This is a genomic window from Streptomyces sp. NPDC002676 (assembly GCF_053592455.1).
The window spans coordinates 33,280-59,032 of sequence record NZ_JBSFVT010000025.1; the positions used below are offsets into that span (position 1 = coordinate 33,280).

Annotated in this window: 25 protein-coding genes and 2 pseudogenes; 4 read left to right on the forward strand and 23 right to left on the reverse strand. The window is 71.4% G+C overall.

What is annotated here, in order from left to right; all coding sequences use genetic code 11:
* Positions 1 to 58: 58 nt before the first annotated feature.
* The gene (locus ACWD3E_RS38060; protein WP_451392074.1) at positions 59 to 214 is read right to left on the reverse strand and encodes a hypothetical protein; all 156 of its coding nucleotides are present in this window, start codon (positions 212 to 214) and stop codon (positions 59 to 61) included.
* A gap of 649 nt (positions 215 to 863) precedes the next feature.
* Between ACWD3E_RS38060 and ACWD3E_RS38065 the strand changes: the two genes are divergently transcribed.
* Positions 864 to 1,049, forward strand: coding sequence for a hypothetical protein (locus ACWD3E_RS38065; RefSeq protein ID WP_451392075.1), 186 nt, complete (start codon positions 864 to 866; stop codon positions 1,047 to 1,049).
* A gap of 224 nt (positions 1,050 to 1,273) precedes the next feature.
* Entirely contained in the window at positions 1,274 to 1,720 is a 447-nt protein-coding gene (locus ACWD3E_RS38070; protein ID WP_451392076.1) for a universal stress protein, read from the forward strand.
* 54 nt (positions 1,721 to 1,774) lie between these two features.
* On the opposite strand, the gene ACWD3E_RS38075 is transcribed toward ACWD3E_RS38070, so the two are convergent.
* From ACWD3E_RS38075 to ACWD3E_RS38110, 8 genes and pseudogenes are all read right to left on the reverse strand, one after another.
* On the reverse strand, positions 1,775 to 2,431 hold the full coding sequence (locus tag ACWD3E_RS38075; RefSeq protein ID WP_451392077.1) for a potassium channel family protein: 657 nt from the start codon (positions 2,429 to 2,431) through the stop codon (positions 1,775 to 1,777).
* Positions 2,428 to 3,087: a potassium channel family protein gene (locus ACWD3E_RS38080; protein WP_451392078.1), complete on the reverse strand. Its 660-nt coding sequence runs from the start codon at positions 3,085 to 3,087 to the stop codon at positions 2,428 to 2,430. Before ACWD3E_RS38080 ends, ACWD3E_RS38075 begins: the two co-directional genes overlap by 4 nt.
* Positions 3,084 to 5,942, reverse strand: coding sequence for a cation-translocating P-type ATPase (locus ACWD3E_RS38085; RefSeq protein ID WP_451392079.1), 2,859 nt, complete (start codon positions 5,940 to 5,942; stop codon positions 3,084 to 3,086). Before ACWD3E_RS38085 ends, ACWD3E_RS38080 begins: the two co-directional genes overlap by 4 nt.
* Positions 5,932 to 6,390 carry a CBS domain-containing protein gene (locus ACWD3E_RS38090; RefSeq protein ID WP_451392080.1) on the reverse strand — a complete coding sequence of 153 codons (459 nt, stop codon included), beginning with the start codon at positions 6,388 to 6,390 and terminating at the stop codon, positions 5,932 to 5,934. Before ACWD3E_RS38090 ends, ACWD3E_RS38085 begins: the two co-directional genes overlap by 11 nt.
* Before the next feature lie 38 nt (positions 6,391 to 6,428).
* A complete protein-coding gene (locus ACWD3E_RS38095) occupies positions 6,429 to 7,418 on the reverse strand; it encodes an Acg family FMN-binding oxidoreductase (RefSeq protein WP_451392081.1) in 990 nt (329 codons plus the stop codon).
* Positions 7,419 to 7,452: 34 nt separating this feature from the next.
* Positions 7,453 to 8,331 carry a universal stress protein gene (locus ACWD3E_RS38100; protein WP_451392082.1) on the reverse strand — a complete coding sequence of 293 codons (879 nt, stop codon included), beginning with the start codon at positions 8,329 to 8,331 and terminating at the stop codon, positions 7,453 to 7,455.
* The gene (locus tag ACWD3E_RS38105; protein ID WP_451392083.1) at positions 8,315 to 8,665 is read right to left on the reverse strand and encodes a DUF1918 domain-containing protein; all 351 of its coding nucleotides are present in this window, start codon (positions 8,663 to 8,665) and stop codon (positions 8,315 to 8,317) included. Before ACWD3E_RS38105 ends, ACWD3E_RS38100 begins: the two co-directional genes overlap by 17 nt.
* A 619-nt stretch (positions 8,666 to 9,284) precedes the next feature.
* Positions 9,285 to 10,094: pseudogene (locus ACWD3E_RS38110) on the reverse strand (nicotinate phosphoribosyltransferase); the annotation flags it as partial.
* Positions 10,095 to 10,230: 136 nt separating this feature from the next.
* Here ACWD3E_RS38110 and ACWD3E_RS38115 point away from each other — a divergent pair.
* A complete protein-coding gene (locus ACWD3E_RS38115) occupies positions 10,231 to 10,554 on the forward strand; it encodes an Hsp20/alpha crystallin family protein (protein ID WP_451392084.1) in 324 nt (107 codons plus the stop codon).
* 65 nt (positions 10,555 to 10,619) lie between these two features.
* On the opposite strand, the gene ACWD3E_RS38120 is transcribed toward ACWD3E_RS38115, so the two are convergent.
* The 9 genes from ACWD3E_RS38120 to ACWD3E_RS38160 form a co-directional block, all read right to left on the reverse strand.
* Positions 10,620 to 11,240, reverse strand: a complete 621-nt coding sequence (locus ACWD3E_RS38120; RefSeq protein WP_451392085.1) for a V-type ATP synthase subunit D — start codon at positions 11,238 to 11,240, stop codon at positions 10,620 to 10,622.
* On the reverse strand, positions 11,237 to 12,649 hold the full coding sequence (locus ACWD3E_RS38125) for a V-type ATP synthase subunit B (protein WP_451392086.1): 1,413 nt from the start codon (positions 12,647 to 12,649) through the stop codon (positions 11,237 to 11,239). The genes ACWD3E_RS38120 and ACWD3E_RS38125 overlap by 4 nt, the downstream gene beginning before the upstream one ends.
* Positions 12,646 to 14,352: a V-type ATP synthase subunit A gene (locus ACWD3E_RS38130; protein ID WP_451392115.1), complete on the reverse strand. Its 1,707-nt coding sequence runs from the start codon at positions 14,350 to 14,352 to the stop codon at positions 12,646 to 12,648. The genes ACWD3E_RS38125 and ACWD3E_RS38130 overlap by 4 nt, the downstream gene beginning before the upstream one ends.
* A 227-nt stretch (positions 14,353 to 14,579) precedes the next feature.
* Positions 14,580 to 15,089, reverse strand: coding sequence for a hypothetical protein (locus ACWD3E_RS38135; protein WP_451392087.1), 510 nt, complete (start codon positions 15,087 to 15,089; stop codon positions 14,580 to 14,582).
* Positions 15,089 to 15,313, reverse strand: coding sequence for a V-type ATP synthase subunit F (locus ACWD3E_RS38140; protein WP_451392116.1), 225 nt, complete (start codon positions 15,311 to 15,313; stop codon positions 15,089 to 15,091). The genes ACWD3E_RS38135 and ACWD3E_RS38140 overlap by 1 nt, the downstream gene beginning before the upstream one ends.
* Before the next feature lie 2 nt (positions 15,314 to 15,315).
* Positions 15,316 to 15,729: an ATP synthase subunit C gene (locus ACWD3E_RS38145; RefSeq protein ID WP_451392088.1), complete on the reverse strand. Its 414-nt coding sequence runs from the start codon at positions 15,727 to 15,729 to the stop codon at positions 15,316 to 15,318.
* A 4-nt stretch (positions 15,730 to 15,733) separates the two neighbouring features.
* Positions 15,734 to 17,140, reverse strand: a complete 1,407-nt coding sequence (locus ACWD3E_RS38150; RefSeq protein ID WP_451392089.1) for a V-type ATPase 116kDa subunit family protein — start codon at positions 17,138 to 17,140, stop codon at positions 15,734 to 15,736.
* A 4-nt stretch (positions 17,141 to 17,144) separates the two neighbouring features.
* Positions 17,145 to 18,074, reverse strand: a complete 930-nt coding sequence (locus tag ACWD3E_RS38155) for a hypothetical protein (protein ID WP_451392090.1) — start codon at positions 18,072 to 18,074, stop codon at positions 17,145 to 17,147.
* The gene (locus ACWD3E_RS38160; protein WP_451392091.1) at positions 18,071 to 18,508 is read right to left on the reverse strand and encodes a hypothetical protein; all 438 of its coding nucleotides are present in this window, start codon (positions 18,506 to 18,508) and stop codon (positions 18,071 to 18,073) included. Before ACWD3E_RS38160 ends, ACWD3E_RS38155 begins: the two co-directional genes overlap by 4 nt.
* A gap of 405 nt (positions 18,509 to 18,913) precedes the next feature.
* On the opposite strand from ACWD3E_RS38160, the gene ACWD3E_RS38165 reads away from it, so the two are divergent.
* On the forward strand, positions 18,914 to 19,564 hold the full coding sequence (locus ACWD3E_RS38165) for a CBS domain-containing protein (protein WP_451392092.1): 651 nt from the start codon (positions 18,914 to 18,916) through the stop codon (positions 19,562 to 19,564).
* Positions 19,565 to 19,581: 17 nt separating this feature from the next.
* Here the strand turns inward: ACWD3E_RS38165 and ACWD3E_RS38170 are convergent.
* The 5 genes and pseudogenes from ACWD3E_RS38170 to ACWD3E_RS38190 all read right to left on the reverse strand — a co-directional run bounded on the left by ACWD3E_RS38170 (position 19,582) and on the right by ACWD3E_RS38190 (position 25,318).
* Positions 19,582 to 20,152: pseudogene (locus tag ACWD3E_RS38170) on the reverse strand (response regulator transcription factor).
* A 78-nt stretch (positions 20,153 to 20,230) separates the two neighbouring features.
* Entirely contained in the window at positions 20,231 to 20,905 is a 675-nt protein-coding gene (locus tag ACWD3E_RS38175) for a CBS domain-containing protein (protein WP_451392093.1), read from the reverse strand.
* Between the two features lie 728 nt (positions 20,906 to 21,633).
* Positions 21,634 to 22,935, reverse strand: coding sequence for a PP2C family protein-serine/threonine phosphatase (locus ACWD3E_RS38180; protein WP_451392094.1), 1,302 nt, complete (start codon positions 22,933 to 22,935; stop codon positions 21,634 to 21,636).
* Positions 22,935 to 23,714 (reverse strand): IS21-like element helper ATPase IstB, encoded by a 780-nt coding sequence (gene istB / locus ACWD3E_RS38185; RefSeq protein ID WP_451392117.1) that lies wholly within the window; start codon positions 23,712 to 23,714, stop codon positions 22,935 to 22,937. The genes ACWD3E_RS38180 and istB overlap by 1 nt, the downstream gene beginning before the upstream one ends.
* Before the next feature lie 50 nt (positions 23,715 to 23,764).
* Entirely contained in the window at positions 23,765 to 25,318 is a 1,554-nt protein-coding gene (locus ACWD3E_RS38190) for an IS21/IS408/IS1162 family transposase (protein ID WP_451392095.1), read from the reverse strand.
* Positions 25,319 to 25,753: the final 435 nt, after the last annotated feature.

Genomic DNA, 25,753 nt, shown 5'->3' on the forward strand with positions numbered 1-25,753 from the left:
AAGACGGGGACGACGCGGCCCCACCGCACACTCGTGGCCCGGCTTGCGTGTCTTGCTGTCAGCCGAGCAGATTCCGCACCCGAATGGTTTCGACGCGCCGCCATATGCCGCCGGGGAGCAGCATCCAGTCGCCGACCGCGCCGCGGGCACGCAGGCGGACGGAGCCGGCCGTCGACCGTGCGGTCCGCAGCCGCGCCGTACTGGTCGACGGCAACGGGGCACCGCAGCGGGAGTGGGATTGAATCCTTGCCGGGGGTGCCCGACGCTGCCGTGCGGTGCTGTTTTGCCTGATCAGCGCCACGCGGCTTCGTACTCGATCCCGCTCGTTACACCTCGTGCCAGCCCGTCCGCTCACGCATGAGGGGTGCGCGGCCCGATGCCGGGCCCCCCGGACCGTGCCATGTCGCTCATGCAGCGATTGGGAACTGGAGCGCTCGCCGAAGCGCCCACCTGCGACAAGCTCGAACCTGCGACACCCACTTTAGGGAGCGCGCGGCTCGCCGGTCGACTCAGGCGCGCCTGCTCATCGTCCCTCCGTGCACATGCCAGGAAGCCGCGGCAGCACAGGCAGTCAGCCTGTTCTCCATGCCAAGACGGTTGGCACACACTTCAGCATCACTCCCGAGGCAGCCCGCCCCGGTGGGGCTGAACGGCACTCACGAGGACCGTGGGGACCCATACCCGGCGAACCTGTGATGAGGGACGGGGGGAGGGTACAGGGAACTGACGATCCAGCGCGGAAGGCCGTGCCATGCGGACACCGCAACTTCCCGGCCACCGGCCCGCCTCCGGCCCGCCCGCTAAGCGGCCTCCGTGTGCGCCCGACGGCGCCCGGAGCCCGCTGGAAGGGGCCAGTGGACCGGTTGGAGCACCGATCCGTGGAGGCCGTCGCCATCGTGGCGCTGCCGCTCGGGGGCCACCCCGACGGTATGGCTGCCCGCGGTGCCATTGCCGCGCCGCCGGAGGCCTGGGACCGCGCAGCGACCGCCGGTGTGGCGGTGGCTTTCGCGACCGGGTTCGGCGGCGGAGTCACCGCCTACGGTGTGTAGTGGGCCGTCGGCAGAAGCATCGACCGCCGCCGCCTCTCCCAGTGGACTCGCGAGTGGGAACACGTGGAGCCTGGCTGGGTGACGCGCTACGGCCGCTGACGGCAGCATTGTCCGTCATGCCGTCGAAGGCCCTTCTCTGGCGGCGTAGCCATGTGTCCCGCAGCGTGGAGAAAAGAGCCGGATCCACGGCCGGGTGTGCACACATCGAAGGAGAGGTGGGACGCATGGACAGCGATGCAACCGAGCCGAAGGTGGTGGTCGGCGTCGACGGCTCGCCGTCCTCGTACGAGGCCCTGCGCTGGGCCGTGCGTTACGCGAGCCTGGTCGGCGGCGGAACCGTGGACGCGGTCGCGGTGTGGGAGCTGCCGGGTCTGTACGGGTGGTCGGCGCCCGCCGTGGACATGGACGTCGACGAAGACGAGACCCGGCAGCGGATGCGGAAGGAGCTGACGGACGTGCTCGGCGCGGAGGCGGCCGGCTCGGTCCGGACCCATGTGGTGCACGGCAACCCCGCCGATGTCCTGCTGCGGGCTGCCGAAGATGCCGAGGTCCTGGTCGTGGGCAGCCGGGGCAGGGGCGGGTTCGCGCGCGCCCTGCTCGGCTCCGTCAGCCAGCATGTGTCGCAGCATGCGAGCTGTCCGGTCGTCATCGTGCGCTCCGAGCAGAAGTGACCCGAGGCCCCGGTAAGCAGTGATTCGCGGGCCGGGTCCGGTGCCGGGTGCCCACTACTGGAAGGCCGCGTGGATCTCTTGCTCGGTCGCCTCGTGCGACACGAGCAAGAGTTCGTCGCCCGGCAGCAGCCGCACCTCGGGGCCGGGAACCGTGGGTCGGCCGTCGCGGACGACGGTGGCGACGACGGTGCCGGCCGGCAGGGGAATCTCGCCCAAGGCGCGCCCAGCGGCCCGGGACCGTTCCGTGATCGCGGTCTCGATGACCTCGACGCCCGCCTTGCTCAGCCGCAGCAGCGCCACCGTGTCCGTGGCCCCGGTGGCCTCCTCGATGAGGGAGATGAGCGGCGTGGCGGAGGGGACCGCGACGTCCACACCCCACCGCTGGTCGAAGAGCCAGGCGTTCTCCGCCTCGTTGATGCGTGCGGCGACCCGTCCCACTCCGAACTGTCGCTTGGCGATCAGGCTGATGACCAGGTTGTCCTCGTCCCGTCCCGTGGCGGAGATGACAAGGTCGCAGGTCAATGCCCCGGCGTGCTCCAGGAGAGCCGGGTCGCAGGCGTCACCGGCGACCAGGCGGACGCGGGGCAGGGCCGCGAGCTCGGCCACTCGGCCGTCGTCCTGCTCGACGAGGATCACGTCGTTGTGCGCGGCGGAGAGCACCTGGGCGATCTGGGTGCCGAGTCGGCCGGCGCCGCCGATCAGGACCTTCACGTTCCCAGCTCCTTGTCGAGGAAGCCGCGCAGCCGGCCGAGCGCGGTCGCGGCGACGGCGAACGTGACCAGGTCCGCGGGCTCGGCGCAGACACCGTGAGCGGGCAGCAGTGAGCGGCCGGCGCGGGTGATCTCCACGACTCGGATCTCGCCGTCGACGTCGAACTCGGCCAGCCGTCGGCCGGTGAGATAGGCCGGCAGCTGAGAACGGACCAGCAGGGTCTCGCCGTTGCCGAAGGTGAGTTCGGAGGTGAGGTGGCGATGCAACACCATCTGGTGGATGCGGCTGACGGCCCAGCGGACGCTGGAGATGGTCGGGATGCCCAACTCCCGGCAGATGTCGCCGCGGCGGGGATCGTTGATCCGGGCGAGGACGATCGGAACCCGATAGGTCTCCTTCGCGGTTCGCGCGCTGACGATGTTGCTGTTGTCCCCGGAGGTGACCGCGACGAAGGCGTCCGCGTGGCCGATTCCGGCCGCCTCCAGCACGGAACGGCTGAAGCCGTTGCCCACGAGGAAGCCGCCGGGAAAGCCCGCCGGCAGCAGCCTGCGCGCCTTGGGGTCACAGTCCACGAGACGCGTGTCGTGGCCCTCGGTGACCAGCTGCGCGGCGAGGGTGGAACCGACCCGGCCGCAGCCCACGATGATCGCTCTCATCGTTTTCCTCCCTTCGGGAGCGTCCTGCGGTGTCGCAGCACCCACTTGCGGGATTCCTCGGCTGCCAGCAGCAGCACACCGAACCCGGTCAGAACCGCCCAGTCGGCGGGGGCCAGGGGTGCGGTGTTGAAAACCGCCTGGAGTGGCGGCGCGTAACTGATGGCGGCCATCAGCGCGATGCCGAAGCACCCTGCGCCGATCAGCCAGGGGTTGCTCAGAAGTCCGGCCCGGAAGACGCTCTGCCGGTCGGTACGCACCGCGAGCGCGTTGAAGAACTGGCTGACGACGATGCCGGCCTGGACGATGGTGATCGCCTCCCGGTAGACGGGATCGCTCTTCGTGAAGTGCGCGTACGGGATGCCCGAAGCGTGGATGTGCCAGAAGAAGACGGCGCACACGCCGAGGGCCTGGATCCCACCCAGGAAGAGGATCCGGCCCATGACGGCGGTCGAGAACAGTCGTTCCCGGCGCGGTCGTGGTGGGCGGTCCATGACGTCCTTCTCCATCGGCTCGGCACCGAGCGCGAGGGCCGGCAGCACGTCCGAGCCGAGGTCGATGGCCAGGATCTGCACCGCCGTGATCGGCACCAGCGGGAACCCGACGAACGTCGCGGCGAGAATCGGCACGAGTTCGGCGATGTTGTGACTGAACAGGTAGATCAGGAACTTGCGGATGTTGCGGTACACCGAACGGCCCAGTCCCACAGCCGTGGTGATGGAGGCGAAGGAGTCGTCCAGCAGCACCATGACCGCGGCCTCACGGGCGACGTCGGTGCCGGAGGCGCCCATGGCGACACCGATGTCCGCGTGCTTGAGGGCAGGCGCGTCGTTGGCGCCGTCCCCGGTGACCGCGACGACCTCGCCGCGCCGCTGCAATGCCGTGACCACCCGCATCTTGTGCTCGGGACTGACCCGGCACAGCAGCAGCTCCGCAGAGCCGGCCAGCAGCGCGTCCAGTCCGCCGTCGTCCAGCGCGTCCAGCGCGGCCCCCGTCACGACGGTCGGATCAGGGCCGCGCACGATCCCGACGCGGCGGGCGACGGCCTCCGCGGTCAGCGGGTGGTCGCCGGTGACCATGACGATCCGGATCCCCGCCCGCCGGCACGCGTCCACCGCGTCCCGTACCTCCGGCCGGGGCGGATCGTACATTCCGGCGAGTCCCAGCAGGGTCAGTTGCGACTCGACGTCTTCCAGTGGTGGTCGCGGACCGGCGACCCGGCGGCGAGCCACGGCCAGCACCCGCAGGCCCTGCCCCGCCAGGTCGTCGGCGGCAGCGACGACTTCGGCGCGGGAGGCCTCCGTCAGAGGTACCGGCGTTCCGGTCCGGTCGACGGCGTCGCACCGGGCGAGGAGCTCCAGCGGCGCGCCCTTGACGTAGGCGGCATACGTCCCGTCCGGATCGTGGTGGACCGTGGACATCAGCTTGCGGACGGAGTCGAAGGGGTGTTCCGCCACCCGGGGCGTACGGGCCTCTTCCGCCGCCGTGTCCAGGCCCGCCTTCGCCGCGGCCACCAGCAGCGCGCCTTCGGTGCTGTCACCGAGCACGCGCCACCCGTGCGGGCCGGACGGTGGCACGAGCCGGGCATCGCAGCACAGCGCTGCCGCCCGCAGCATTTCCCGTACCGGCCCGGCATCCGTGACCTCGCCGACAGGCGTGTATCCCACGCCGGCCACGGCGTGCGACATGCCCTCGGCCCACAGTTGTACGACGGTCATCTCGGCCTGGGTGAGCGTGCCCGTCTTGTCGGTGCACACCACGCTGGTCGACCCCAGCGCCTCCACGGCCAGCAACTGTTTGACGAGCGCGTGTCTGCGGGCCATCCGACGGACGCCGATCGCCAAGGACACGGAGAGCGTCGCCGGCAGGCCCTCCGGTACGAGGGCGACCATCACGCCGAGCGAGAAGACGAACGTGTCGACGAACGGCTGCCCGCTGGGCACGCGCACCGCAAACAGGATGGCTCCGGTCGCCAGCGCGACGCCCGCCACCCGGCGCGCCATGGCGGCGACCTGCCGCTGCAGCGGGGTCTTCTGCCGCGGTGCGGCCGCGGTGAGCCGGAAGATACGCCCGAACTCGGTGGCCGCCCCGGTGGCGAAAACGACTGCCTTGCCCGTGCCCGCGACCACGTCGGTGCCCATGAACACACAGTTGCGGGCTTCAAGCAGCGGTCCCTGCGTTACGGGATCGGCGACCCGCGCGACAGCGTCACTCTCGCCGGTCAGGGCCGCGTTGTTGACGGCGACCTCCTGCGCTTCCACCAGTCGGCAGTCGGCCGGCACGGCGTCCCCGGCCTCCAGGACAACGACATCGCCGGGCACCAGGTCCCGCGCGGGCAGCTCCTGACGTTCACCGTTCCGTAGCACCCTGCAGGCGTGCGGCACCATCGCCTGCAGGGACTGTGCCGTGCGCTCGGCGGAGTACTCCTGGGCGAAACCGATGCCCGCGTTCAGCAGCACCACCCCGAGGATGGCGAAGGCCAGCTGGAGCGTCGCCGGATCCCGGGGCTGCTCCAGCGCGTAGGCGAGGAAGGTGATGGCCGAGGCGACGAGCAGCACCACCGCGAAGAGATCGGTGAACTGTGCCGCCAGCCGCGGCCACAGGCGCACCCGCCCGACGGCGGGAAGGTCGTTGGGGCCGTAGCGGGCCTGCCGTGCGGCGGCCTCGGCCGATGTCAGACCGCGCGGAGAGCTGTCCAGGGTGGCGATGACTTCCGGGACCGGCAGAGACGGGACGACTGAAGCGGAGGCGTTCGGTCGGGCTCGGGCCGGCTCGCCGAGTTCCGCGGCCGGGCCAGACGTCGGCGCGCTGCCCTCGTGCAGGGCGGCCGATCCTCGATGGGCCGGTTCAGGGCTCATACGAGCCTCCACCTGCCAGGGGAGGCCCCGGCGGCTCCTGCAGCACACTCCAGGCGACCGGTCCCAGCAGGTCGGCCAGCCGCCGGAAGACATCGAGGAAGAGGTCGTCGATCGTGAGCACACCCAACGCCTCGCCCTCGTGCAGCACGGGAAGTCGGCGCACCCCCGAGCGGCGGAACGTCCCGTAGGCCACCTGAAGATCGTCGTCCACATCGACGGTGACCACCGGCGCCGACATCACCGCGTCCACCCGTGCCTCCCGGTCCAGGCCCCCGCCCAAGCCACGTACGGCGAGGTCGCGGTCGGTGACGATGCCGCGCAGCGCTCCCTCCTCGACGACGAGGAGGGAGCCGACGGCGGACCGAGCCATCAGCCGGGTCGCCTCGGCCAGGGAGTCGTCGGGTGCGACGCAGACCGGCGGAGCAGTCATCACCTCGGAAACCCTCATGCGATCCTCCTCGGCATCGAGTCCCGGCCGCGCATGCTTCAGACGATGTCGAGCACCTCGGCCGCCGGTCGCCGCGGGCTCGCGTGGCCTTCCGGGCCGTAGCCGAGCCGGAGCACCATCTGCACGTGGGCCATGTCGGAGAGGGGATCGCGGACCGCCCATCGGATTTCCGCCCATTCCAGGGGCTGAGAGGTCACCGAGGCGACGAGTCCGTCCATGGTGGCCTGCAGCAGGACCCGCTGCAGTGCCTGGCCAGCGCACAACCAGTCCGCAGGCCCGTCGTGAGCCGTACCCAGCAGGGCGATGTGCGGGTTCTTCTCGAAGGACGCCCAGCCACGCCGCGGCATCCGACGGCCGGCGGCGAAGTCGCGCACGGGGGCTGCGGTCATGCGCTGGCCGGGGCCGAACGCCTCGGCGGGGATTCCGTCGGCCGCCTCTCCGGCCCCCGACGACTCCGTGCGCGTCCATTGCACCGTTTCACCGCGCACCCCCGGGTCGAGTGCTTCGCGGCCCTCGGCGTCCCGCACCAGCTCCAGGATCGACTGCAGGTGCCAGGCGCCCGGGAACAGCAACTGTGCGCCCTCGGCGCGTGCCGCGTCGCACAGCCGCTCCCGCACCCCGGCGGGGATGTCCTCGTCGCGGAAGGGATGGCGGCTGCAGTGACGGCGTTGGATCGCCGGGTGCAACCTGGCGAGCGTTTTGTCGGGGCGCACGGTGCCGTACAGGTACACCTCGGCGAGGAGGTCCGAGTCGTCCCGGTCGGGGAGCAGCTTGATGTCAGATCCCAGCCCCGCCGCGGCGGCGGCCACGCGCAGGTTGAACAGCGCGGCGCCGCAGCCCAGGTGCAGGCCTCGTCCATCCGGATCGGTGCGCGGCAGGGTGCGTGCCGGGTCGGTGTACAGACGCAGGACGCCGATGCTGCGAAGGTATAGGAAGGCCCAGGGTTGCGCGTTGTGCAGTGAGGGCGCCGCGGCGGCGTCCGCCACGAGCGCCGTGACGGTGTTCGTGTCGATGGTTTGTGCGGTCACGGCGGCTTCCCTTCGCTGCCGGGGTGAGGACGGCTCACACACGTGTCGGAACGGCGATGACAGGGCAGCGGGCAAGGTGCAGGACACCCTGGCTGACCGACCCCAGAAGCATGCCGGTGAAGCCTCCGCGCCCTCGGGTGCCCACCACCAGGCCCAGCGCGTGGGTCGAGGCCTCGGTGAGGACCTGCACGGGATGGCCGACGACCAGTTCGTGGCGCAGATCCACCTCCGGGTAGCGGGCCTGGCGGCCGGCCACGGTTTCGGAGAGCAGCCGACGGCACTCCTGCTGGGCCGCGTGTTCGTCGAAGATCCTCAGCGGTCCGGGCTGCCAGACGTACAGGGCGCGCAGCTCCGCACCGCGCAGGGCGGCCTCCTCGAAGGCCAGGTCGACCGCGGCGGCCGAATGTTCACTACCGTCGACGCCGACGACGTAGTACTCGGGCTCCTGGGTGACATGCTCCGGTTCCGGCACGACGACCACCGGGCAGTGGGCGTGCGCCATGACGGGCAGGGCTACGGACGCGGAGCTGTACACCTCCTGGGCCCGGCTCAGGTGCTGCGAGCCCAGCACGACGACCGTGGCATGGCGGCTCTGCTCGCGCAGCACCCACACGGGTTCGCCTTCGGCGAGCACGGCGTCCACCTCGACCTCGGGATGCCGGGCCGCGACGAAGTCCACGACGTCTGCTAGGACCTGCTTACCGCCGCGGTGGAGCTCCTCGTTCCACTCCTCCCAGGACGGAGGGACCTCCCGTCCCCGGTAGCCCCGGGTCGGTACGCCTTCGACGCGGACCGGGCGCAGCGGAAGGTGTCGGCGCGCTGCCTCATCGGCCGCCCAGGCCAGCGCCATCCGCCTGGTCGGGTCGGCCTCGATGCCGACGACGATCGGTCGCCGGTCACTCTGCGTGGACATGGTCGCCTCCAGACTCCGGCCCACTGGGCGCCGAGAGCGCCTCAGGCGCCGCGTCCGCCGGAACCGACTGGTGCGCCAGGTGCCGGACGTAGGCGTCCGGCCCGGGGAAGTACAGGCTGACTCGGCTGTTGTCGGCCCAGCGCACGTCATAGGGCGGGCTGCCGTCGGGATGGTGGACGCCGACGACTTCACCATCTCGGGTCACGACGCCGACCGTAGTGCCGCGTACGACGATCTTATCGCCCACGCGGGCATACATCAGGGCGCCGCTCTCCCCGGAACCGACCCTCGGCGCGAGCCGGTCGCTGCGCCGGGTCGGCGTGGGCGTGGTCATGATCCTCGCCTCCTCGCTGCGGTGGCGCGGAGAACACTGCCGCGATCCCATTGCAAGTCCCGGTTCGAACGAGGTGCCAGGGGCCATTGGTCCCGGGGTCAGGCCCGTCGGGCCCACCGTCGACGTGTGCTCGGCGAAGGTCACGAGGAGCGCGAGGGGGCCTGGGACCGAATGGCTCGGACCGGTACGGGGTCCTCGATCCGGCGTGCCGAGGCTGGCAGGTCGGCGACGCCGCCAGCCTGGCCGAGGCGCGGATCGTGGCCAGCGGCGGACTCGACGAGTACGGCGTGACCAGGCTGATGCGCGCCGGCGCCCCGATCGACGTGTACGCCGTGGGCACCCGCGTGGGTGTGGCGGCGGACGCCCCCTACCTGGACTCGGCGTACAAGCTCGTGGAGTATGACGGCCGCCCCGTGATGAAATTGTCCTCGGCGAAAGTCACGGCCCTGGGCCGCAAGCAGATCCACCGGCGCGCCGGACACCCGGACGTCATCGCCCTGGCCGGTGAAGAACCCCCGGAGTCGGCACGGCGCCTGCTGCACACGGTGATGCGCGGCGGCCGGCGGACGGGGCCGCCGCACAACTGGCAGGACGCGCGCGAGCGGTTCCGCGAGGACACCAGAATGGCGCGCGACCGTCGCGCGAGGGCATCAAGGTCGCCGCTGTCCAGGCGGATCGCGCAGCCGGGGCCGCGCCGCAGATCGCTCAGGACATGCGCCGCGACCCGTACGCCCGCCTCGGTGTCATAGGAGTCCACGAGGAAGGTGACCGGGCGGAGATGGCAGCGCGCGAAGGCGCGGAACGCTTCCTCCTCGCCAGGGAACGTCTCGATGTAGGAGTGCGCCATGGTTCCCGAGGCCGGGAAGCCCAGGGCCGTCGCGGCGGCGATGTTGCTGGTGCCGGCGAAACCCGCGAGTGCGCCCAGGCGTGCCGCCTGGAAGCCCGCCTGCGGGCCGTGCGTGCGGCGCAGCGAGAAGTCCACCATCGGGTGCCCGGCGGCGGCCAGCACGCAGCGCGCCGCCTTGGATGCCACCACCGTCTGGTGACAAACCTGGTTCAGCAGGTATGTCTCGACGAGCTGGGCTTGCGGCAACGGGGCGGTCACCTCCAGCAACGGCTCGTAGGCGAACACCGCGTGCCCCTCTGGTACGGCCCGTACCTCGCCCTCGAAGGAGAGGCCGAGGAGCGGTTCGAGGTCCCTTACCGGGCGGTGCAGGGCGTCCGCGAACTCCTCGACGTCCTCGCGTTCGACCCGGTATTCGGCGAGGAAGTCCAGGACGGGCTCCAGGCCCGCGGCGACCAGGAAACCCCGGCCGGGCGGCAGGTCGCGGACGAAAAGGCTGAAGGTGGCCGGTGCCCGCATGTCCTCGCGCAGGTAGGACAGGGCCATGGTCACTTCGTAGAGGTCGGCGGTGGTGACGTCGGACATGGATCGCCGTCGGGATTGTGTTCCCTTCCCCCCCCCAGTCTGACCGCGAACGTGCGGGAGGAAACGGACTTCGGGGACCCGGACATGGGCTGTTCGGCCTCAGCGCGGGTTCGAGACCATTCCCAGCCGGTTCACGATGCCCGTGCTGCGTATCGAGGACTACATGGAGGACGATCGCTACGTCATGCGCGCCGAACTTCCGGGCATGTCCCCCGAGGACATCGACGTCGTGATCGGCGACGGGGTGCTGACGGTTCGGGCCGGACGCACCGAACGGGAAGTGGACAAGAATCACGGCGAACTCCGGTACGGCGAGATGAGCCGCAGCGTGACGCTGCCGCCCGGCGCCGACGAGGACGACGTCAAGGTCGATTACACCGACGGCATGCTGACCGTCAGCGTGGGTCTGGGCGCCGAGAAGGAGGAGGCCAAGCACGTCGAGATCCGCCACGGCACCTGACGGAACGACGTCCATCTCCGGCGGGCCCAGGCGGGCCCGCCGTCGCCTGCAAGTTCCCGCCGCTGTCACCGAGCGCCGCGGGAAACGGCCCAGCGGCGCCGTACCGCCTCCTCGTGCTCGGCTTCCTCCAGCGCCAGTTCCACCGCCGCAAGGTCGCGCCGCAGCCGGGGGATCCAGTGCCGGCGCAGGGCGCGGACCCGTTGCCGGGTCCGTACGGCCTCCGCGGCGAGCACCTCTGCGGCGGCCCGGTGAACGGCGTGCTCCGCGGCGGCACGGACCGCCGCGCGGTATGTCTTCTCGGCGTGCGCCAGTGCGGTGTTCGGCGGCGTCGTCTCTCCGGGAGAACGGACGGGATCCGTCCACGACACGGCCGCCGGGTGCCGTACGCCCATCAATGTCGCCCACCCGACATCGACACGGGCACGGTCGGTCGGTACCGCCTCGGTCAGCGCCCCTTCGCCGCCGAGCAGCACTCCGCGCACCAGCCAGGTGTCCGCCTCGGTCAGCCGCTCCCGCCACACCCGGCCGGCCTCCTCCGCCGCCCGGCGTGCCGTGCGCTCCCGGTCCAGCAGCAGCCTGAGTTTGCGTTCCAGCAGGTCCGCTCCGCGGAGCGCGGTGGCGAGGTTGCGGCGCAGTCGCAGGCGTCCGGCCCGTCCGGCCGGTACTCGGCTTGTGCGCCCGCTCATGGCGCCGTCGCCCGCCCGTCCATGTCGGCTCGGGGCGAGGCCTGGTGGGCGTCCAGCAGGTCTGCCGGGATCATGCCGAGCTGGCTGCGCGGCAACGTCAGCAGCACCTCCCACGCCCGGTCCAGGGAGTCGTCCAGCGAGCGGTTCTCGTCGGTGGACTGGGCGAGAAACCGCTGCCGGAAGGCGTCCTCCAGATCCAGATGGCGCAGGTCGGTCGGGCTGAGCGCCGGCCGTCCGATCAGGTCGGCGAGTTCCCGCACCTGCCGGGACCGGGCCAGAGCGCCGATCAGCTGCGCAGCCACGTCCGGATGATCGGCGCGGGTCCGGCCCGCCCCGGCTCCCTTGCGCATCAGACGGGACAGTGAGGCCAGTGGGTCGACCGGCGGATACGTCCCGGCTGCATACACCTCGGCGGACAGCACGATCTGCCCCTCCGTGATGTAGCCGGTGAGGTCGGGGACGGGGTGGGTGATGTCACCCGCCGGCATGGTGAGCACCGGAAGGACGGTCACCGACCCCGGTCGGCCTCTGATCCTGCCGCAGCGTTCGTAGAGCGAGGCCAGATCGCTGTACAGGTAGCCGGGATAGGCGCGGCGGGCGGGGATCTCGCCTCGTGCGGCGGACACTTCGCGCAGTGCCTCGGAGTAGGCCGTCATGTCCGTCATCACGACGAGGACATGGCGGCCCTCCGTGAAGGCCAGGTGCTCTGCGACCGTCAGGGCGAGCCTCGGGGTGAGCAGCCGTTCGATGACCGGGTCGTCGGCGGTGTTGAGCAGCAGGACCAGTTCCCGCGCCGCGGAGCGCTCCGCCAGCCCGGCGCGGACGAACGCCGCGTCGGCGTGGGTGAGTCCCATGCCGGCGAAGACGACGGCGAACGCCTCGCCGCCGCACGTGGCCTGGGCCGCGATCTGCACGGCCAGTTCCAGATGCGGCAGCCCGGCCGCGGAGAACAGCGGGAGTTTCTGGCCCCGTACGAGTGTGGTGAGCACGTCCACGGCAGATACGCCGGTCAGAACAGGTTCGTTCGGGGGTTCCCGGCGGACGGGGTTGATCGGGGCGCCACCCACCGCCGCATCCGTTCCGCCCAGCACCGGCGGCCCGCCGTCGGCCGGATCGCCACGCCCGTTGCACACGCGCCCCAGCCACCCGGTGCCGACCGGGATGTGCAGAGGAGTGCCCGAGAAGGCGACCCGGGTGCCCGTCCGGTGCATGCCGGCCGTGCCCTGAAGCACCTGCACCACGGCGAGATCCCGGTCCACTTCCAGAACCAGCCCGTGCCGCTGTTCACCCGAGTCGAGAGCGATCGTCGCGAACTCGTCCCAGCCCACCCCGCTCACGCCCTCCACGACCACCAGCGGGCCGCGCAGTTCGCGCGCCCCCGTGTACTCGACGTCCGCGAAACGGCTCATGCCCCCACCTCCGCAAGCCGGCCCAGCACGGTGTCGCGGGCTGCCGCCACCGGAGCGGTCTCCGCCGGGCCCGCGCTCTCACGGGCCCGCAGCAGCGGAGTGAAGTCGACCGCCTCGACGGCGTCCGCCCCCGTACCGGACTCCGCCAGTTCCAAGCAGCGGTCGATCACCGCCAGCGTGGCCTCCACCAGGGCCGCCGTCTTCTCGGGCGCGCTGTAGGCGTCCGTCGGCGACAGGGCGCTCTGCTGGATCACGGCCTCGCGCAGCAGCCGCCCGGCGAGCACGCTGATCCGCTCGCGCGGCGGGAGTGCTGTGATGCCGACCAGTTCGACCAGGTCGGCCAGCCGGTCCGCCTCGGCGAGCAGCCGGGCCACCCGGCCCCGCCTTCTCGCCCAGTCCGGGTCACCGGCCTGCGCATGCGCGGCGGCCAGCACGGAGGCGTCCCGGGAGAAGGAATCCACCCAGGAGACAGCCGGGTAGTGGCGTGCGTAGGCGAGGTCGCGGTCCAGGCTCCACAGGCATCGCACGAACCGTTCGGTGTGCGCGGTGACCGGCTCGGTGCGGTCGCCACCCGGCGGGGATACGGCGCCGATCACCGTGACGGATCCGGTCGCACCGCCGAGGGTGCGCACCGCTGCGGCCCGCTCGTAGAACGCGGCCAGCTCCGAGGCCAGGCCCGCGGGATAGCCCTCCTCCGCAGGGAGTTCGCCCATGCGGGACGCGAACTCGCGCAGCGCCTCCGCCCAGCGGGAGGTCGAGTCGGCGATGACGACGACGTCGAGGCCCATGTCGCGGAAGTACTCCGCGACCGTGGCACCCGTGTGCACGCTCGCCTCGCGGGCCATCATCGGCATGTTGGAGGTGTTCGCGATCGTCACCGTGCGCTCCGACAGGCGCCCACCGGTGCGCGGGTCGGCCAGCTCGGAGAGCTCCTCGATGACGTCCGCCATCTCGTTGCCGCGCTCGCCGCAACCGACGTAGACGATCACGTCGGCGTCGCACCACTTGGCGATCTGCTGCAGCAGCATGGTCTTGCCGGTGCCGAATCCGCCAGGGACGGCGACCGTGCTGCCGCGGGCCACCGGGAAGAGCAGATCGACGGCCCGCTGCCCGGTGTGCAGTGGCACGTCGGCGCGCAGGCGCTCGGCAACCGGGCGCGGCCTGCGCACCGGCCAGGTCTGCGCCATGCGCACCTCGTGCCCGCCCACCTTCGCGAGCACCGTGCCGGAGGCGTACTCGCCCGCCGCGGCGACCCGCGCCACCTCTCCCGAGCAATCAGGCGGGACAAGCAGCCGCAGGCGTACGCTCGCCCCGATCTCGCCGAGGACGTCACCGGCCGCCACCTGCGTCCCCTCGGCCACCCGTGGGGTGAAAGGCCAGGTACGCCCGTCCGGCGCGCCGCCCCCGCCGCCGGCCAGGAGGAGGTCGCCGGCGCCGGACAGGGAACGCAGCAGGCCGTCGAAAACACCCCCGAGCAGCGCGGGGCCCAACGACACCGACAGCGGCCGACCCTGGGGTTCGGCGGGATGCCCCGGTGCCAGCCCGCCCGTGTACTCGTAGGCCTGGACGGTGGCCATGTCGCCGTGGATGGCGACCACTTCGCCCGGTAGCCGGGCGGCTCCCAGCAGAACCAGGTCGTGCATGGCTACCGAGGCCGGGCACTCCATCTCCACCAGCGGCCCGGCTACCCGCAGGATCCGCAGACTGGAGAGGCCGTCCGGTTGGCTGGTTGCGGAGGTGCTGACTGCGGCCGCGGTCGTTGGGACGGGCGTGCGGTCCGGTCGGGCGGTTGCCGAGGCGCCGGACGCGGCCGTGTCCGGCGGGCGGGGCGGGGCCTTGGGCTGGTCGGTTGTCCGGGTGTCGGGTGCGACTGCGCTGCCCCTGGGGGTCCCGCTGCCGGGCGGGTCGGGCGCAGCGCCCTGGGGGCCGGTCACGGATGCCCCCAGAGGCTCTCGACCTGGGCGCCCATCTGTTCGAGGGCGCGGTCTGCGAGAGTGTCCGCGGACAGGTCGACGTGGCGTCCGGGCACGTCGGCGGTCACACCGCCGCTCGGTGCGGCGGACACCCGCGCGTCGGCCCCCAGCAGGGCCCGCGCCGTCTCCGAGAGCCGCTCCATCGGGACAGTCCCCCCAGCCAGTGCCTTCCGCACACCCGCATGGACCCTGGCCTGAAGGTCCGCGTAGACCTCGGCGCGGGCGGCGAGTTCCACGCTCCAAGCGTCCTCGACCGCGCGGACCCGCTCCCGGGCGGCTGCGGTGCGCCCGTCCGCGGCACCGAGGTCCCGGGCCTCTGCCAGCACCCGCTCCGCGGTGCCGCGAGCGAGGCGAAGGGTCTCCTCGGCGTCGGCCCGCGCACGGTCCAGGAGAGCCTCGGCCTCTGCCCGGGCCGCTCGCAGCAGTTCGGCGCGCACGGGGTCCAGCGCGTCCATGGATGCCGTCATCAGGGCATCACCACCGTCAGCGGCCGTGACGGGTCCGGCTCTGTGACTGCGGTTCCGAGCGCCTGAGCGGCCGACGCCGTCAGGATCACCAGACCGACGGTGCCGGGAAGGTCCTGCCAGGCCCGGCGGACGGCTTCCGGGTCCTCCGCCACCAGCACGTCGACCCCTGCCAGCGCCAGCCCGCTCACGCTGGTCCATGCGCCGATCGCGGCCACGGTCCTCATGGTCATGCCTTTCCGATCAACAGGATCGCGACCACCAGCCCGTACACGGCGATGCCCTCCGCCAGGCCGACGATCACCATCGCCCGCCCGAACATCTCCGGGCGTTCGCTCAGCGCGGCGAGCGCGGCGGCCCCCGTGTAGGCGACCGCGATGGCGGCCCCGATCGAGGCCCCCGCCACCGCGATGGCGGCCCCGATCAGGGCGGAGCCGTTGACGCCGCCCGCGGCTGCGGCCTGGGCCGAGGCCTGCGCGGGCCCCGCGAGTGCCGTGGCCAGGACGACGCAGGCGCCCGCCAGCAGGGCGAGGTTCGTCGCCAGGAGCCAGCGGAACGCGTATCTGGTACGGCGCCGCCGCAGCAGCCGTACGGCACCGAGCACCGCCACGAGGACCGGCAGGACGATCAGCCAGGTGAGCATGGGATCACCTTCGTAGGAGTGCGTCGGCAGGTTCCGCCGGAGGAACGTGCCAGGGACGGAACGGACGGCCCTCCGTCTCGAAGAGCCGGGAGAAGAGCTCGTAGAACTCCAGCCGCAGGGCCTGCACCCCGGCCACCAGGGCCTCCAGGCCGAAGGAGAGGGCCGTCCCCGCGGCGAACAGCACCACGGCGCCGACCACCCAGGCCGCTCCGCGTGCAGCCAGGCCCGTCGTACCGCGCCACACAAGGTCGGCGAGGGCTGCGTGGGTGAGGCCGAAGGCCGCGAGCCGTGCGAACGACAGGGTGTTGGTGCCCGTGCGCACGACGACGTCGAAAAGCCGCACCACCGTCTCGGCGAGTCCTGCGCCGCCTCCCGCGGTGGCGCGAAACAGGCCGAGCGCCACCAGCGAAAGCCCGGCGAACGCGAGCACCGCCCCGGCCACCGCAGGAGGGGGCACGTGCAGAACCAGGCCGGCGGCGGCCAGCGCCAGCCCCAGATAGAACAGCAGCCCGGCGTAGCCGGACGCCGCGTACAACCCCGAGCCCCAGCCGCTCTCCCGCACACGGTTGACGGCGCCGGCGGCATGCGCGAGCGCCAGCAGCCCCGCCCCGAAGACCACCGCGGCGGCCAGCAGGCGGGCAGGGGCGTCCAGCGGGGCCAGCCACAGCACCGGCAGCAGGCCCGTCGGCCCGAAGAACTCCCCGTAGGCGGCGCCCGCGAGCACGGAGGCCAGCCCGGCGCCCGCGAGGAACGGCCACAGCCGGCGCAGTGGGGCAAGCCGCCGGGGCCGTCCGAGGCGCAGCGCCAGCGCTCCAAGGAGCAGCAGCGCCCCATGGCCGACGTCACCGAACATGATCCCGAACATCGCGACGTACGCGAGGCCCGCCGGCCACGACGGGTCAAGGTCCGTGTACGGCGGTGTGCCGTACGTCGTCACCAGCGGCGTGAACGAGACCGCCCCGGCGGGCCGCAGCAGCGTCGGAGGATCGGTGCCGCGCGGGGACGGCAGCGGCATCAGCGCGCCGCCCGCCGCTGCCAGCCGCTCCGCGACGCGGGGCACCTCCGCCGCCGGGCACCATCCCGCGAGCGCCGCCACCTCCCCTCGTCGTACGGCGCCCTCGGCACGCTCCTCCAGCTGGGCCTCGCCGGCCAACAGGCTCACGTCCTGCTGGTTTTCGAGCTGATCCAGATCGGGGGCGTAGACGGCCAGGACGGCCGTGCCACGGGTCCGCGGCCCTGCCGGCTCGGCGCGCCCCTGAACGCGGCGCAGCCGCAGTGCCGCAGGGCCCGGGGCCGTCTCCTCGGCGCGGTCCAGTTCCACACAGCCCGCCTGGGCGATCCGCACCAGCGCGTCCCGCAGCGCCGCCCGCGGTACGACCACCGCCACACGGCACATCCGGACCGGTGTCATCGCCTCAGGCCAGGGCATCGAACACCGCCCCGAGCCGCCCGCCCCGGGCCGCCGACTCCAGGGCCGCGCGCACCCTCCAGGCGTCCACGGACAGCACCGCGACCGCGCCGACGACCACGCGGGGTCCGTACCGGCCGTCGTGCAGCATGGCGGCGCCGTCGTCCCGGACCGCGCGCCACCAGTGCGTCTCCGCCCGCCACAGTCCGTCCGGTTCCTCGACGTCCGCCAGGAGCCGACGGGCCGGAGACGGCAGGCGTTCGCGGAACTCCTGGTACGAGGCGGCAGCCGGCGCGCGTGCCCCGAGGAGCCGGGCCGCGTCGCGCCGCACCGGTTCCGGCAGGGAGCGGCCGTGTACGAACAGTTCACGTGCCGTCAGCAGAGCGGCGCGTCCGACGGCCCAGTCGCGGGCCTGCGGTACGGCGACGGCGGTGCGCCGTGCGGCAGCCATCCGCATGCCGGTGACCAGGGCCCATGGTGTGTCGCCGCCCGGATCGCCCCATGGGGAGGCGTCGAGCACGGCGCGCATCTCCGCCGCAGTCCCGGCCTCGTCCAGGCGCCGCCAAGCGGTCTCCAGCGCCCCCAGCCGGTACGGCTCCGGGACGCCCGTGCCGCGACCGTGCGGCGCGGAGAGCCGGGCGGCCACGTTGGCAACCTCAAATCCCGAGGCGAGCGCAACAAGCAGGCGTGCTCCGCCCCGAGGCAGCCAGCCCGCCAGCACTCTCAGATGCCACAGCAGCGTGGCGGACACCGCCCGCTGGGCCTCGCCCAGTCCGGCTGTCGCTCGCGCGTACTTTACGTACGGCGTCGCGGCCAGCCGCTGCAGGGCCTCGTCGAGGCTCGCGCATGCCGCGATCTCCCGCGCTCCGGCGGCACCCGGGTACCGGTTGGCCAGGGCCCGTGCCCGGACTGCTCCGGCCACCCATCCCGCGCTCATGGCGCCGCGCCCGCCCCGGTCGCCAGGCGCAGGGCGTCGGCCACCACGCGTTCCACCAGATCGGGCATACACTCCTGGGCCCGCTCCCGAACCGCCGCAGCGCCCCGGTCACCGGCGGCGCGGATGGCGTCTGCCTCCCGGAGCGCGTCTCGCAGGCCAGGTACCGCGGCCTTACGTCGTACTTCGGGAGCTTGCTCCCGGGCAACTGCCACGATGCTCGCCGCCTCGTGCGAGGCGTCCTGCCTGATCGTCTCGGCCGCCTCGTCCGCGGCGGCCCGGATGCGGGCGGCCTCCTGCTGAACGGCCGCCAGTTGTCCGAGGGCGGGCTCCAGTTCCGCGGCACGCTCCGCTGCCCGGTCGGCGGGTACGCCGGTGGAGGCTGCTCCCGCCGTGCCGGTCGGACGGAAACGCTCCAGGAAGTCCCGCAGGCTCATCGGCCAGCCTCCTGCCGGTCGGCTGCTCCTTCAGTTTCACCGTCCCCGTCCCGCCGCGCACCGGATAGGGCCGTCACGTCGTCCCACCAGGGCCGTTCGGCTCTAGGCGGCGAGCATCAGAGCGGAAGACTGGAACGGTAGGCAACCCGACAGAGTCCGGAGGCCGCCGTGAACCAGCACCAGAACTTTTCCACGGGGGCAGACGCCCGACGATCCCTGCCCTCCCGACCCTGGAGCCCCGGCGAGACCGCACGGCAGGACAGGCTGGTGCGCTACCTGGGTGCCGTCGCTGCCGCCGCGACCAAGCAAGCGGGGATGAGCGAGCAGCCGCCGTCGGCACCGGTGAGTGATACGTCCTCGCGCCAGGCACCGCAGGCCGCACCGTCCTCGCGACAGTCTGGCTCAGTGCCCGACGCCGGGTTGCCGCTGGTGCGGGACGTGATGGACGTGCCCGCCACCTCACTGCGGGACGACCTGCCGTACCGGGAGATCGCCCGCCTGCTCGCGCGCGAGCAGGTCGGTGCCGTCCCGGTCGTGGACGCGGAGGACCGCGTGGTGGGAGTTGTCTCGGAGTCGGATCTGCTGGCGAAGGTCGCGTTCGAAGCCTCCGGTCACCGTCCTGGGCGTGTCGGCAGGCTGCGGGAGCGGCGCTTGCACGGCAAGGCGCGGGGCGAGACGGCGGCCGATCTGATGACCAGCCCCGCGATCACGGTGCTGCCGGGCGCGACGGTCGCCGAGGCCGCCTGGCTCGCCGCGCTGTCCCGCCTGAAGCGGATTCCGGTCACCGACCACGAGGGCCGCTTGGTCGGCGTCGTTGGCCGCGATGCGCTGCTTCAGGCCCTGATCAGGGACGACGCCGGGATACAGGCGGAGGTCGAGGACAGGATCCGGGCCGTCTGCTCGCCGGGCGACCTGAAGGCCGTCGAGGTGACTGTGCACGACGGCATCGTCGAACTGGCGGGGCGAGTGCCGTCGGAGACCGGGGCCCGGCTGGTCGCCGAGGTCGCGGAGATCGCCGACGTGGTCGAGGTGAAGAACCTTCTCACCGCCGCCTGACCCCCGGTACCGCGCCCTCAGCGGTCCGAGCGCTCCCCGGAGTCGTGAGGCTCCAGGTGGGACGCGAGGACCGCCGCCTGGACCCGGCGCTGGACGCCCAGTTTGGCCAGCAGCCGCGAGATGCGGTTCTTGACGGTCTTCTCGGACAGGTACAGCTTCCTGCCGATCTCGCGGTTGGTGAGGCCGTCGCCGATCAGGGCAAGGATGTCTCGTTCGCGGGGTGACAGGCTGGCCAGCTCGGGCGGCAGTGAGGGAGTTGTGGCCGGGGCGGCCCGCAGGGATCGCACGGCTGGGCGGTCGTCGCGGGGAGGTCAGCATCAGACACGCCAGTTCCGGCATCCGGTCGCGCAGTTCGCGGCAGACCGTGATGCCGTCGCCGTCGGGCAGGCGGACGTCGAGTATGGCGACGTCGGGGCGCGCTGCGGGGCCGCGGGCGAGGGCGTGCTCGGCAGTGTCCGCGTCACCGACCACGGTGATGTCCGGTTCGGCGTCGAGTAGGTTGGTCAAGCCACGTCGTACGACCTCGTGGTCGTCCAGCAGGAACACGCGGATCGGGTCCTGCTCCGTGAACGTGCGTGGCTCGGCTATGTGGCCCTCTCGTCTCCGCGCGACGACAGCCTGCTGACTGTCCATAGGGCCGATCATCACCTGTCGGCCCCGCACGCATTAGGGCCGACCGGCCCCACTCACTCCGTGGTCGTGGTGTGCCAGGTCGAACTGCACGTCCACCACCCCTTCGACGGCCCGCACCAGGCGCGCGGCCACGGGGACCAGCGCGGTGTCACGGACGCGGCCCGTCAGTGTGGCGACTCCGTCGTGCACCTCCACCTGGATGGCCGAGGCCGGCGGAGGGAAGAGGTGGGACACGATCTCGCGCCGGACCTCCTCGGCGATGTCCTCGTCGTCGCGCAGGAAGACCTTGAGCAGGTCGGCACGGCTGATGACTCCCTCCAGCAGCCCGGTCTCGTCGACGACGGGCAGCCGTTTGACCCCGCCCCGTGCCATGATCCGTGCGGCCTCGGCGAGGGTGGCGTTCGCCCGTACGGTGAGGGCGGGGGAGGACATCAGATCGCCCGCGGTGGCCGCTTCGGCCTTCGCCACGTCGACCGGCTGACGCAGTTGGAGATAGCGCGCATCGGGGTTGTCCCGGAGCTCCTCCTTGGGCAGCAGGTCGGCCTCGGAGACCACGCCGACCACCCGGCCCTCGCCCTCGATCACAGGCAGGGCGCTGACCCGCCAGTCCTGCATCAGCCGCACGATCTCCTTGAACGGGGCCCGCTGGCCGACGGCGACCACCGTGTGGGTCATGACATCACTGACCATGCGTGGGGTGCCGTACATGATGACTCCGTGAGGTCTGCGTCCGTCCTGCCGTTACCAGTTTGTGCCGGTGTGGGATGGGTGGCCAGGGGCCACCTGGCTCCTCGGGTGGGCTGTTCGGTTTCCGGCCGCCCGGACGCGGACGCGGTCGGTGGTCACGGCACCAGCCTGTAGGCCGTCACCGCCGTCGACAGGGTCGGGAAAGATGGAGCTCGACGCCGACGGACTCCGAGAGGCGGTACGTCTCCAGGTCATCCACAGCCGCTTCCTCCCGCGTTCGCAACCAGCGACACCGTTGCGATCAACGGACTCAGACCGGAGCGAGTGAGCCCCCAGCAAGGGGACAACAGGCTCCTCGTCGCCATCGCGAGCATCCACGCGCTGCTCAACGAACGATCGAGCAATCAGAAACACCCACCGCACTCGATCTTCATCGCAGCCGTTGGCGGTGAGAATGACCCTGGCTGTTTTCGGCAGGGTGAATGGGAGCCACTTGGCCAAGTTGATCAGGAGCCACTCTGCTCCGTTCGTGGAGCCATTGGACTCTGTAGCGGGTTCATGATCGGCAATGAGATTGGGAGCCGCCTCGATCGAGTGACTTCCGGCCGGTTGGTGAGGCCGGTGTGAGTGTTGTCGATAAGGCGGGCTGACCGCTCGCTAGATTGGTGTAACCCGGGTCCCTCGGGCCTCGTCCCTGACAGGCGTGGTTCGGTGGACCCGGTTCTTCTTGGGTCTGTGTCGGTTTGGGATCAGACGCGCGGGGTCCGCAGGGCGAGGATGGCCATGTCGTCGTGACCGTCGCTGGGGTGGTGGTCGGCAAGTGCTTGGACGAAGTCCTGCAGGGGCAGGGCGGCGTGGGTGGTAGCGAGTTCGGCGAGCTCGTGCAGGCTCTGGTCGATGGGGTGGTCACGGTGTTCGACGAGTCCGTCGGTGAAGAAGACCACGGTGGCGCCTGGGGGCAGGGGGTGGGTGTGGTCCGTGCGGGGCCACCCGGTGTCGACCCCGAGCGGTAGTCCGGGCTCGGCGAGCAGGTATCGCCCTTGCCGGTCGGGAGTGATCAGTAGCGGTGGGAGGTGGCCGGCGGTGCTCCAGTGCAGTCTCCAGGCGGGCCCGTCGGGTTCGATGCGGGTCAGGCTGGTGGTGGTGACGGGGTTGTCGGTGATGGCCAGCAGGGTGCGGTCGAGCTGGGCGAGGATCGCGCTGGGCGGAGTGCGCCGGTCGAAGAGCAAAGCGCGCAGCATGTTGCGCGTGGAGGCCATGGCGGCCGCGGCGTGCAGATCGTGGCCGACCACGTCGCCGATGATGACCGCGACCGCGCCGTCGGGCAGCCAGATGGCGTCGTACCAGTCCCCACCGACAGGGTTGGGCTCGGCAGAGGGGCGGTAGATGGCGGCGGCGTCGAGAGGACGCAGGTCTGGTAGGGCTGGCAGCAGAAGCCGCTGGAAGTGTTCAGATCCGGCACGGACCTGTTCGAGCAAGCGGGCGCTTTCGATGGCCAAGCCCGCAGCGCCGGCCAGGGCCACGACGATGTTCTCGTCATCGTCGTCGAAGGACTGCCCGTCGTGTCGTTCCGAGAGGTAGAGGTCACCGTAGATCTCGCCGCGGACGCTGACGGCGACGCCAAGGAGGGTATGCAAGTGTGGGTGGCCGGGAGGGAATCCGGCGGAGGACGGGTGGGAGGGGATGTCATCGGCCCGCAGGGGTTCGGGGTGGCGGATCAGGTGGCCGAGGACACCTCGGCCGCGCGGGAAGTCGATCCCGGCCAGGTCTGCGCGTTCCTGCTCGGACAGGCCAGCGGCGATGAACTGCTCCAGATACTCGCCGGACTCGTCAAGTACTCCCAGTGCCCCGTAGCGGGCGCCGACCAGGTCCATGGCGGTGGTGACGATGCGGTGCAGCACCGCGGGTAGCTCCACCTCCCGGCTGATGGCCAGGACCGCATCCAAAAGCGCCTGCAGCCGGTCTTTGGCGGCGGCCAGGGCACGCAACTGCTCGGTGGTCTGGTCCAGCTCGGCTTCCAGCTTCGGCTTTTCCTCCCTGTCTCCCGCCATCACGAGCGCCTGGTTGCCTGTTGTTCGGTCTCGGTGGTCTTGAGACGGTACGAATCGGTGCCGGTCTGGATCAGCGTGCTCTTGAAGGTGAGCCGGTCGGCGATCGCCGCGCACAGTCTGGGGTCGGTGAAGGTCTTGCCCCACTCACTGAACGGAGCGTTGGAGGCCACCGCGGTGGCCTTGCGTTCCTCCCGCTCGGTGAAAATCTGGAACAGCAGCTTGGCGCCCTTCTTGTCCAGGTTCAGATACCCGAACTCGTCGAGGCAAAGCAGACCGACCTTGCTGTAGCGGGCGATCACGGACGACAGACGGCGGGCGGCGTCCGCCTCGGCGAGCTCGTTCACCAGTGCGGAGGTCGTGGTGTAGCGGACGCTCATGCCGGCCTCGGCGATCGCCGTACCCACCCCGATCAAGAGGTGCGACTTCCCGGTGCCGGAGTCGCCGATCAGCACCAACGGGCGGCCCTCGCCCGCCCAAGATGTGCACTTGAGGTCACCGACCGTCTCGGGCAGCACATTGGGGTTGCGGTCGAAGTCGAAGTCCTCCAGCCGCTTCGGCCGTGGGAACCGCGCCGAGCGGACCAGCCGTTGCTGGCGGCGGACGTCCCGGTCGGCCCGCTCGACCTGCAACAAGTCGAGCAGGAACTGCTTGTAAGAGGACTGCTCGCGCCGGGCGGTGGCCGACAGCTCCGCGAACCGCTCACGGAAGGCGGGCGGCCGCAGGTCCCGGCATGCCTCATCGATCAAAGCGTCCTCCGGGTCGCTCTCGGGCAGCGGCATCCGGGTGGTCGGGATCTGCTCGGCAGACGGCTTGACGGTGGCGGTGGGGCTCATGCGCTGGTGCCCTTTCTCTTCTTCGCGGTGTCGGTCACCGGAGTCAGCAGCCGGTCGTACTTGCTCATGTCCGGCAGCGCGGGACGGGGGTCGGGCGGCAGGTGCCGGGTGTACAGGGAGATCACCTTCGCCCCTGCATCGCCGTGCGTTTCCTCCACGGCGGTGTCCTCGTCCTCGGTGCCCAGGGCCGTGTCATCGCCATGGAGGTCTGCGGGCTCGGCTTCTTCCAGGCCGCTGTTCTCGATCGCCTTGCGGGCCTCGATCGCGACCAGGTCCGTGCTGATGGAGCCGACTTTGAGGACGGTGGCCATCCCGGCGACGACCGCGGCGGCGGGCAGCTGCCGGCGCAGCAACAGCACCTCGATCAGCATCCGGGTGCCCTCTTTGTCGCCGCACCTCTTCTTGGACGCTGCCCAGAACGCCTCGTGAGCCTTGGTGAAGCCGCCCTCGGCGCGGGCCTGTGCGAGCGCGGCGGCCCCGGCGAACGCGCCTGGCTTGACCAGCAGGATCTCCAGATAGTGATCCAGGATGTCGTGGTAGGTGTAGCGGCGTGTCAGCCTTGGGTGTCGGGCGACCACCTGGCGGCCGTCGTAGACCCATACCTCGTTCGCCCGCAGCTTCACCCGTACCTTCGTGCCGATGAACTTCGCGGGCACCGAGTAGTAGCCCTGACGGACGGTGACCCGCCCGTTGCGGTGGACCAGCGGCATCAGATCGATCCCGGTGTCGTACTCGTCCACCGGCAGCGGCGCCAACAGCGGCTGCTCCTGCTCGAAGTCGAAGCCGATCGCGGTGGGACGGCCATGGATGTGCCGGGCGTCCTCCGCCGTATCGATCGCCGCCAGGCGCTCGTTGAGGTCCGCGAGAGCGTCCACTTCCGGAGCCGGGACCAGATGCTTGCGACGGAACCGGCCGCCCTCGTGCTCGACCCCGCCTTTCTCATGTGCCCCTTCCTCACCAGGGCCGCCGTAGAAGGCCGAGAACCCGTACCAGGACCTGAAGGCCACCCAGCGCGTCGTCTCCGTGCGGGAACGGCCGAAGTGCACCTGCTTCACCGCGGGCTTGAGGTTGTCGTAGCGGATATGCACCGAGGGCACCCCGCCCAGCGCCCGAAACGCTTCCACATGGCCTTCGAAGAACGCTTCCTGCGAGGCTGTGGCGTAGACGCGGTGGACGGCCTTGCCCGAGTACGACATCCGCATCTGCGGGCGCCGCTTGCGCACGTAGTCACGGATCGTGGAGTACGACGCCTGCTCGAAATCGTGCTCGCCCGCCAGACGCTCCAGGATCCGGTCGATGGTGTGCTTCTGCTTCTTCCACGTCTGAAGGTCCTCGCGCAGCATCGCATCGATGAAGCCCTTCACCGGCTCCAGCACGCTCTTGCGCGGCGGAGGCTTCTTCCGCCCCGACGGCACTGGACACACCAGCGCCTTCGCCACCGTGTTCCGCGACACCTTGTACCGCTGAGCCAGCACCCGCCCCGAGACCGTCGGATCCAACCGGCGGTCACGACGGATCCGCTCAAAGATCCACTCACGCGACCTGTACACCCACGGGCTCCTGACACGACCGTGATCAACGCGCACAGCGTGACCGGCCAAACAGCCCAAAGCGCCTATTACGCCATCAGCGGCATGTCACACGCAGTCAGGCAGGGCGGCTCCCAATCTCGTTGCCGAAGCGTGGCTCTCGTTCTCACTGCCCCGCTGGCTTCGGCCACCGGCGGTACCGGGGCGCTGCTTCGAGTGGGCAGCCCGTCGGCGGCCAGAGCCGAACAGCGAGCAGGTCTACCCATGCGAGCGTTTCCCGCGTGGGTCTGCCCGGGAAGGGTGTCACCTGGTGGCGGTCCGGCTGAGCCGGGCTTCGCCTGCTCGCCGGGGCGAAGCGCCTACTGGGCTGCTGCCTGATTGCGGGGGATCCTGCTTGCGCCGTTGCACCCCTCCAGTACCCCTCCGTTCATCGGGCCGACTCCTTCGTGGTCCCGC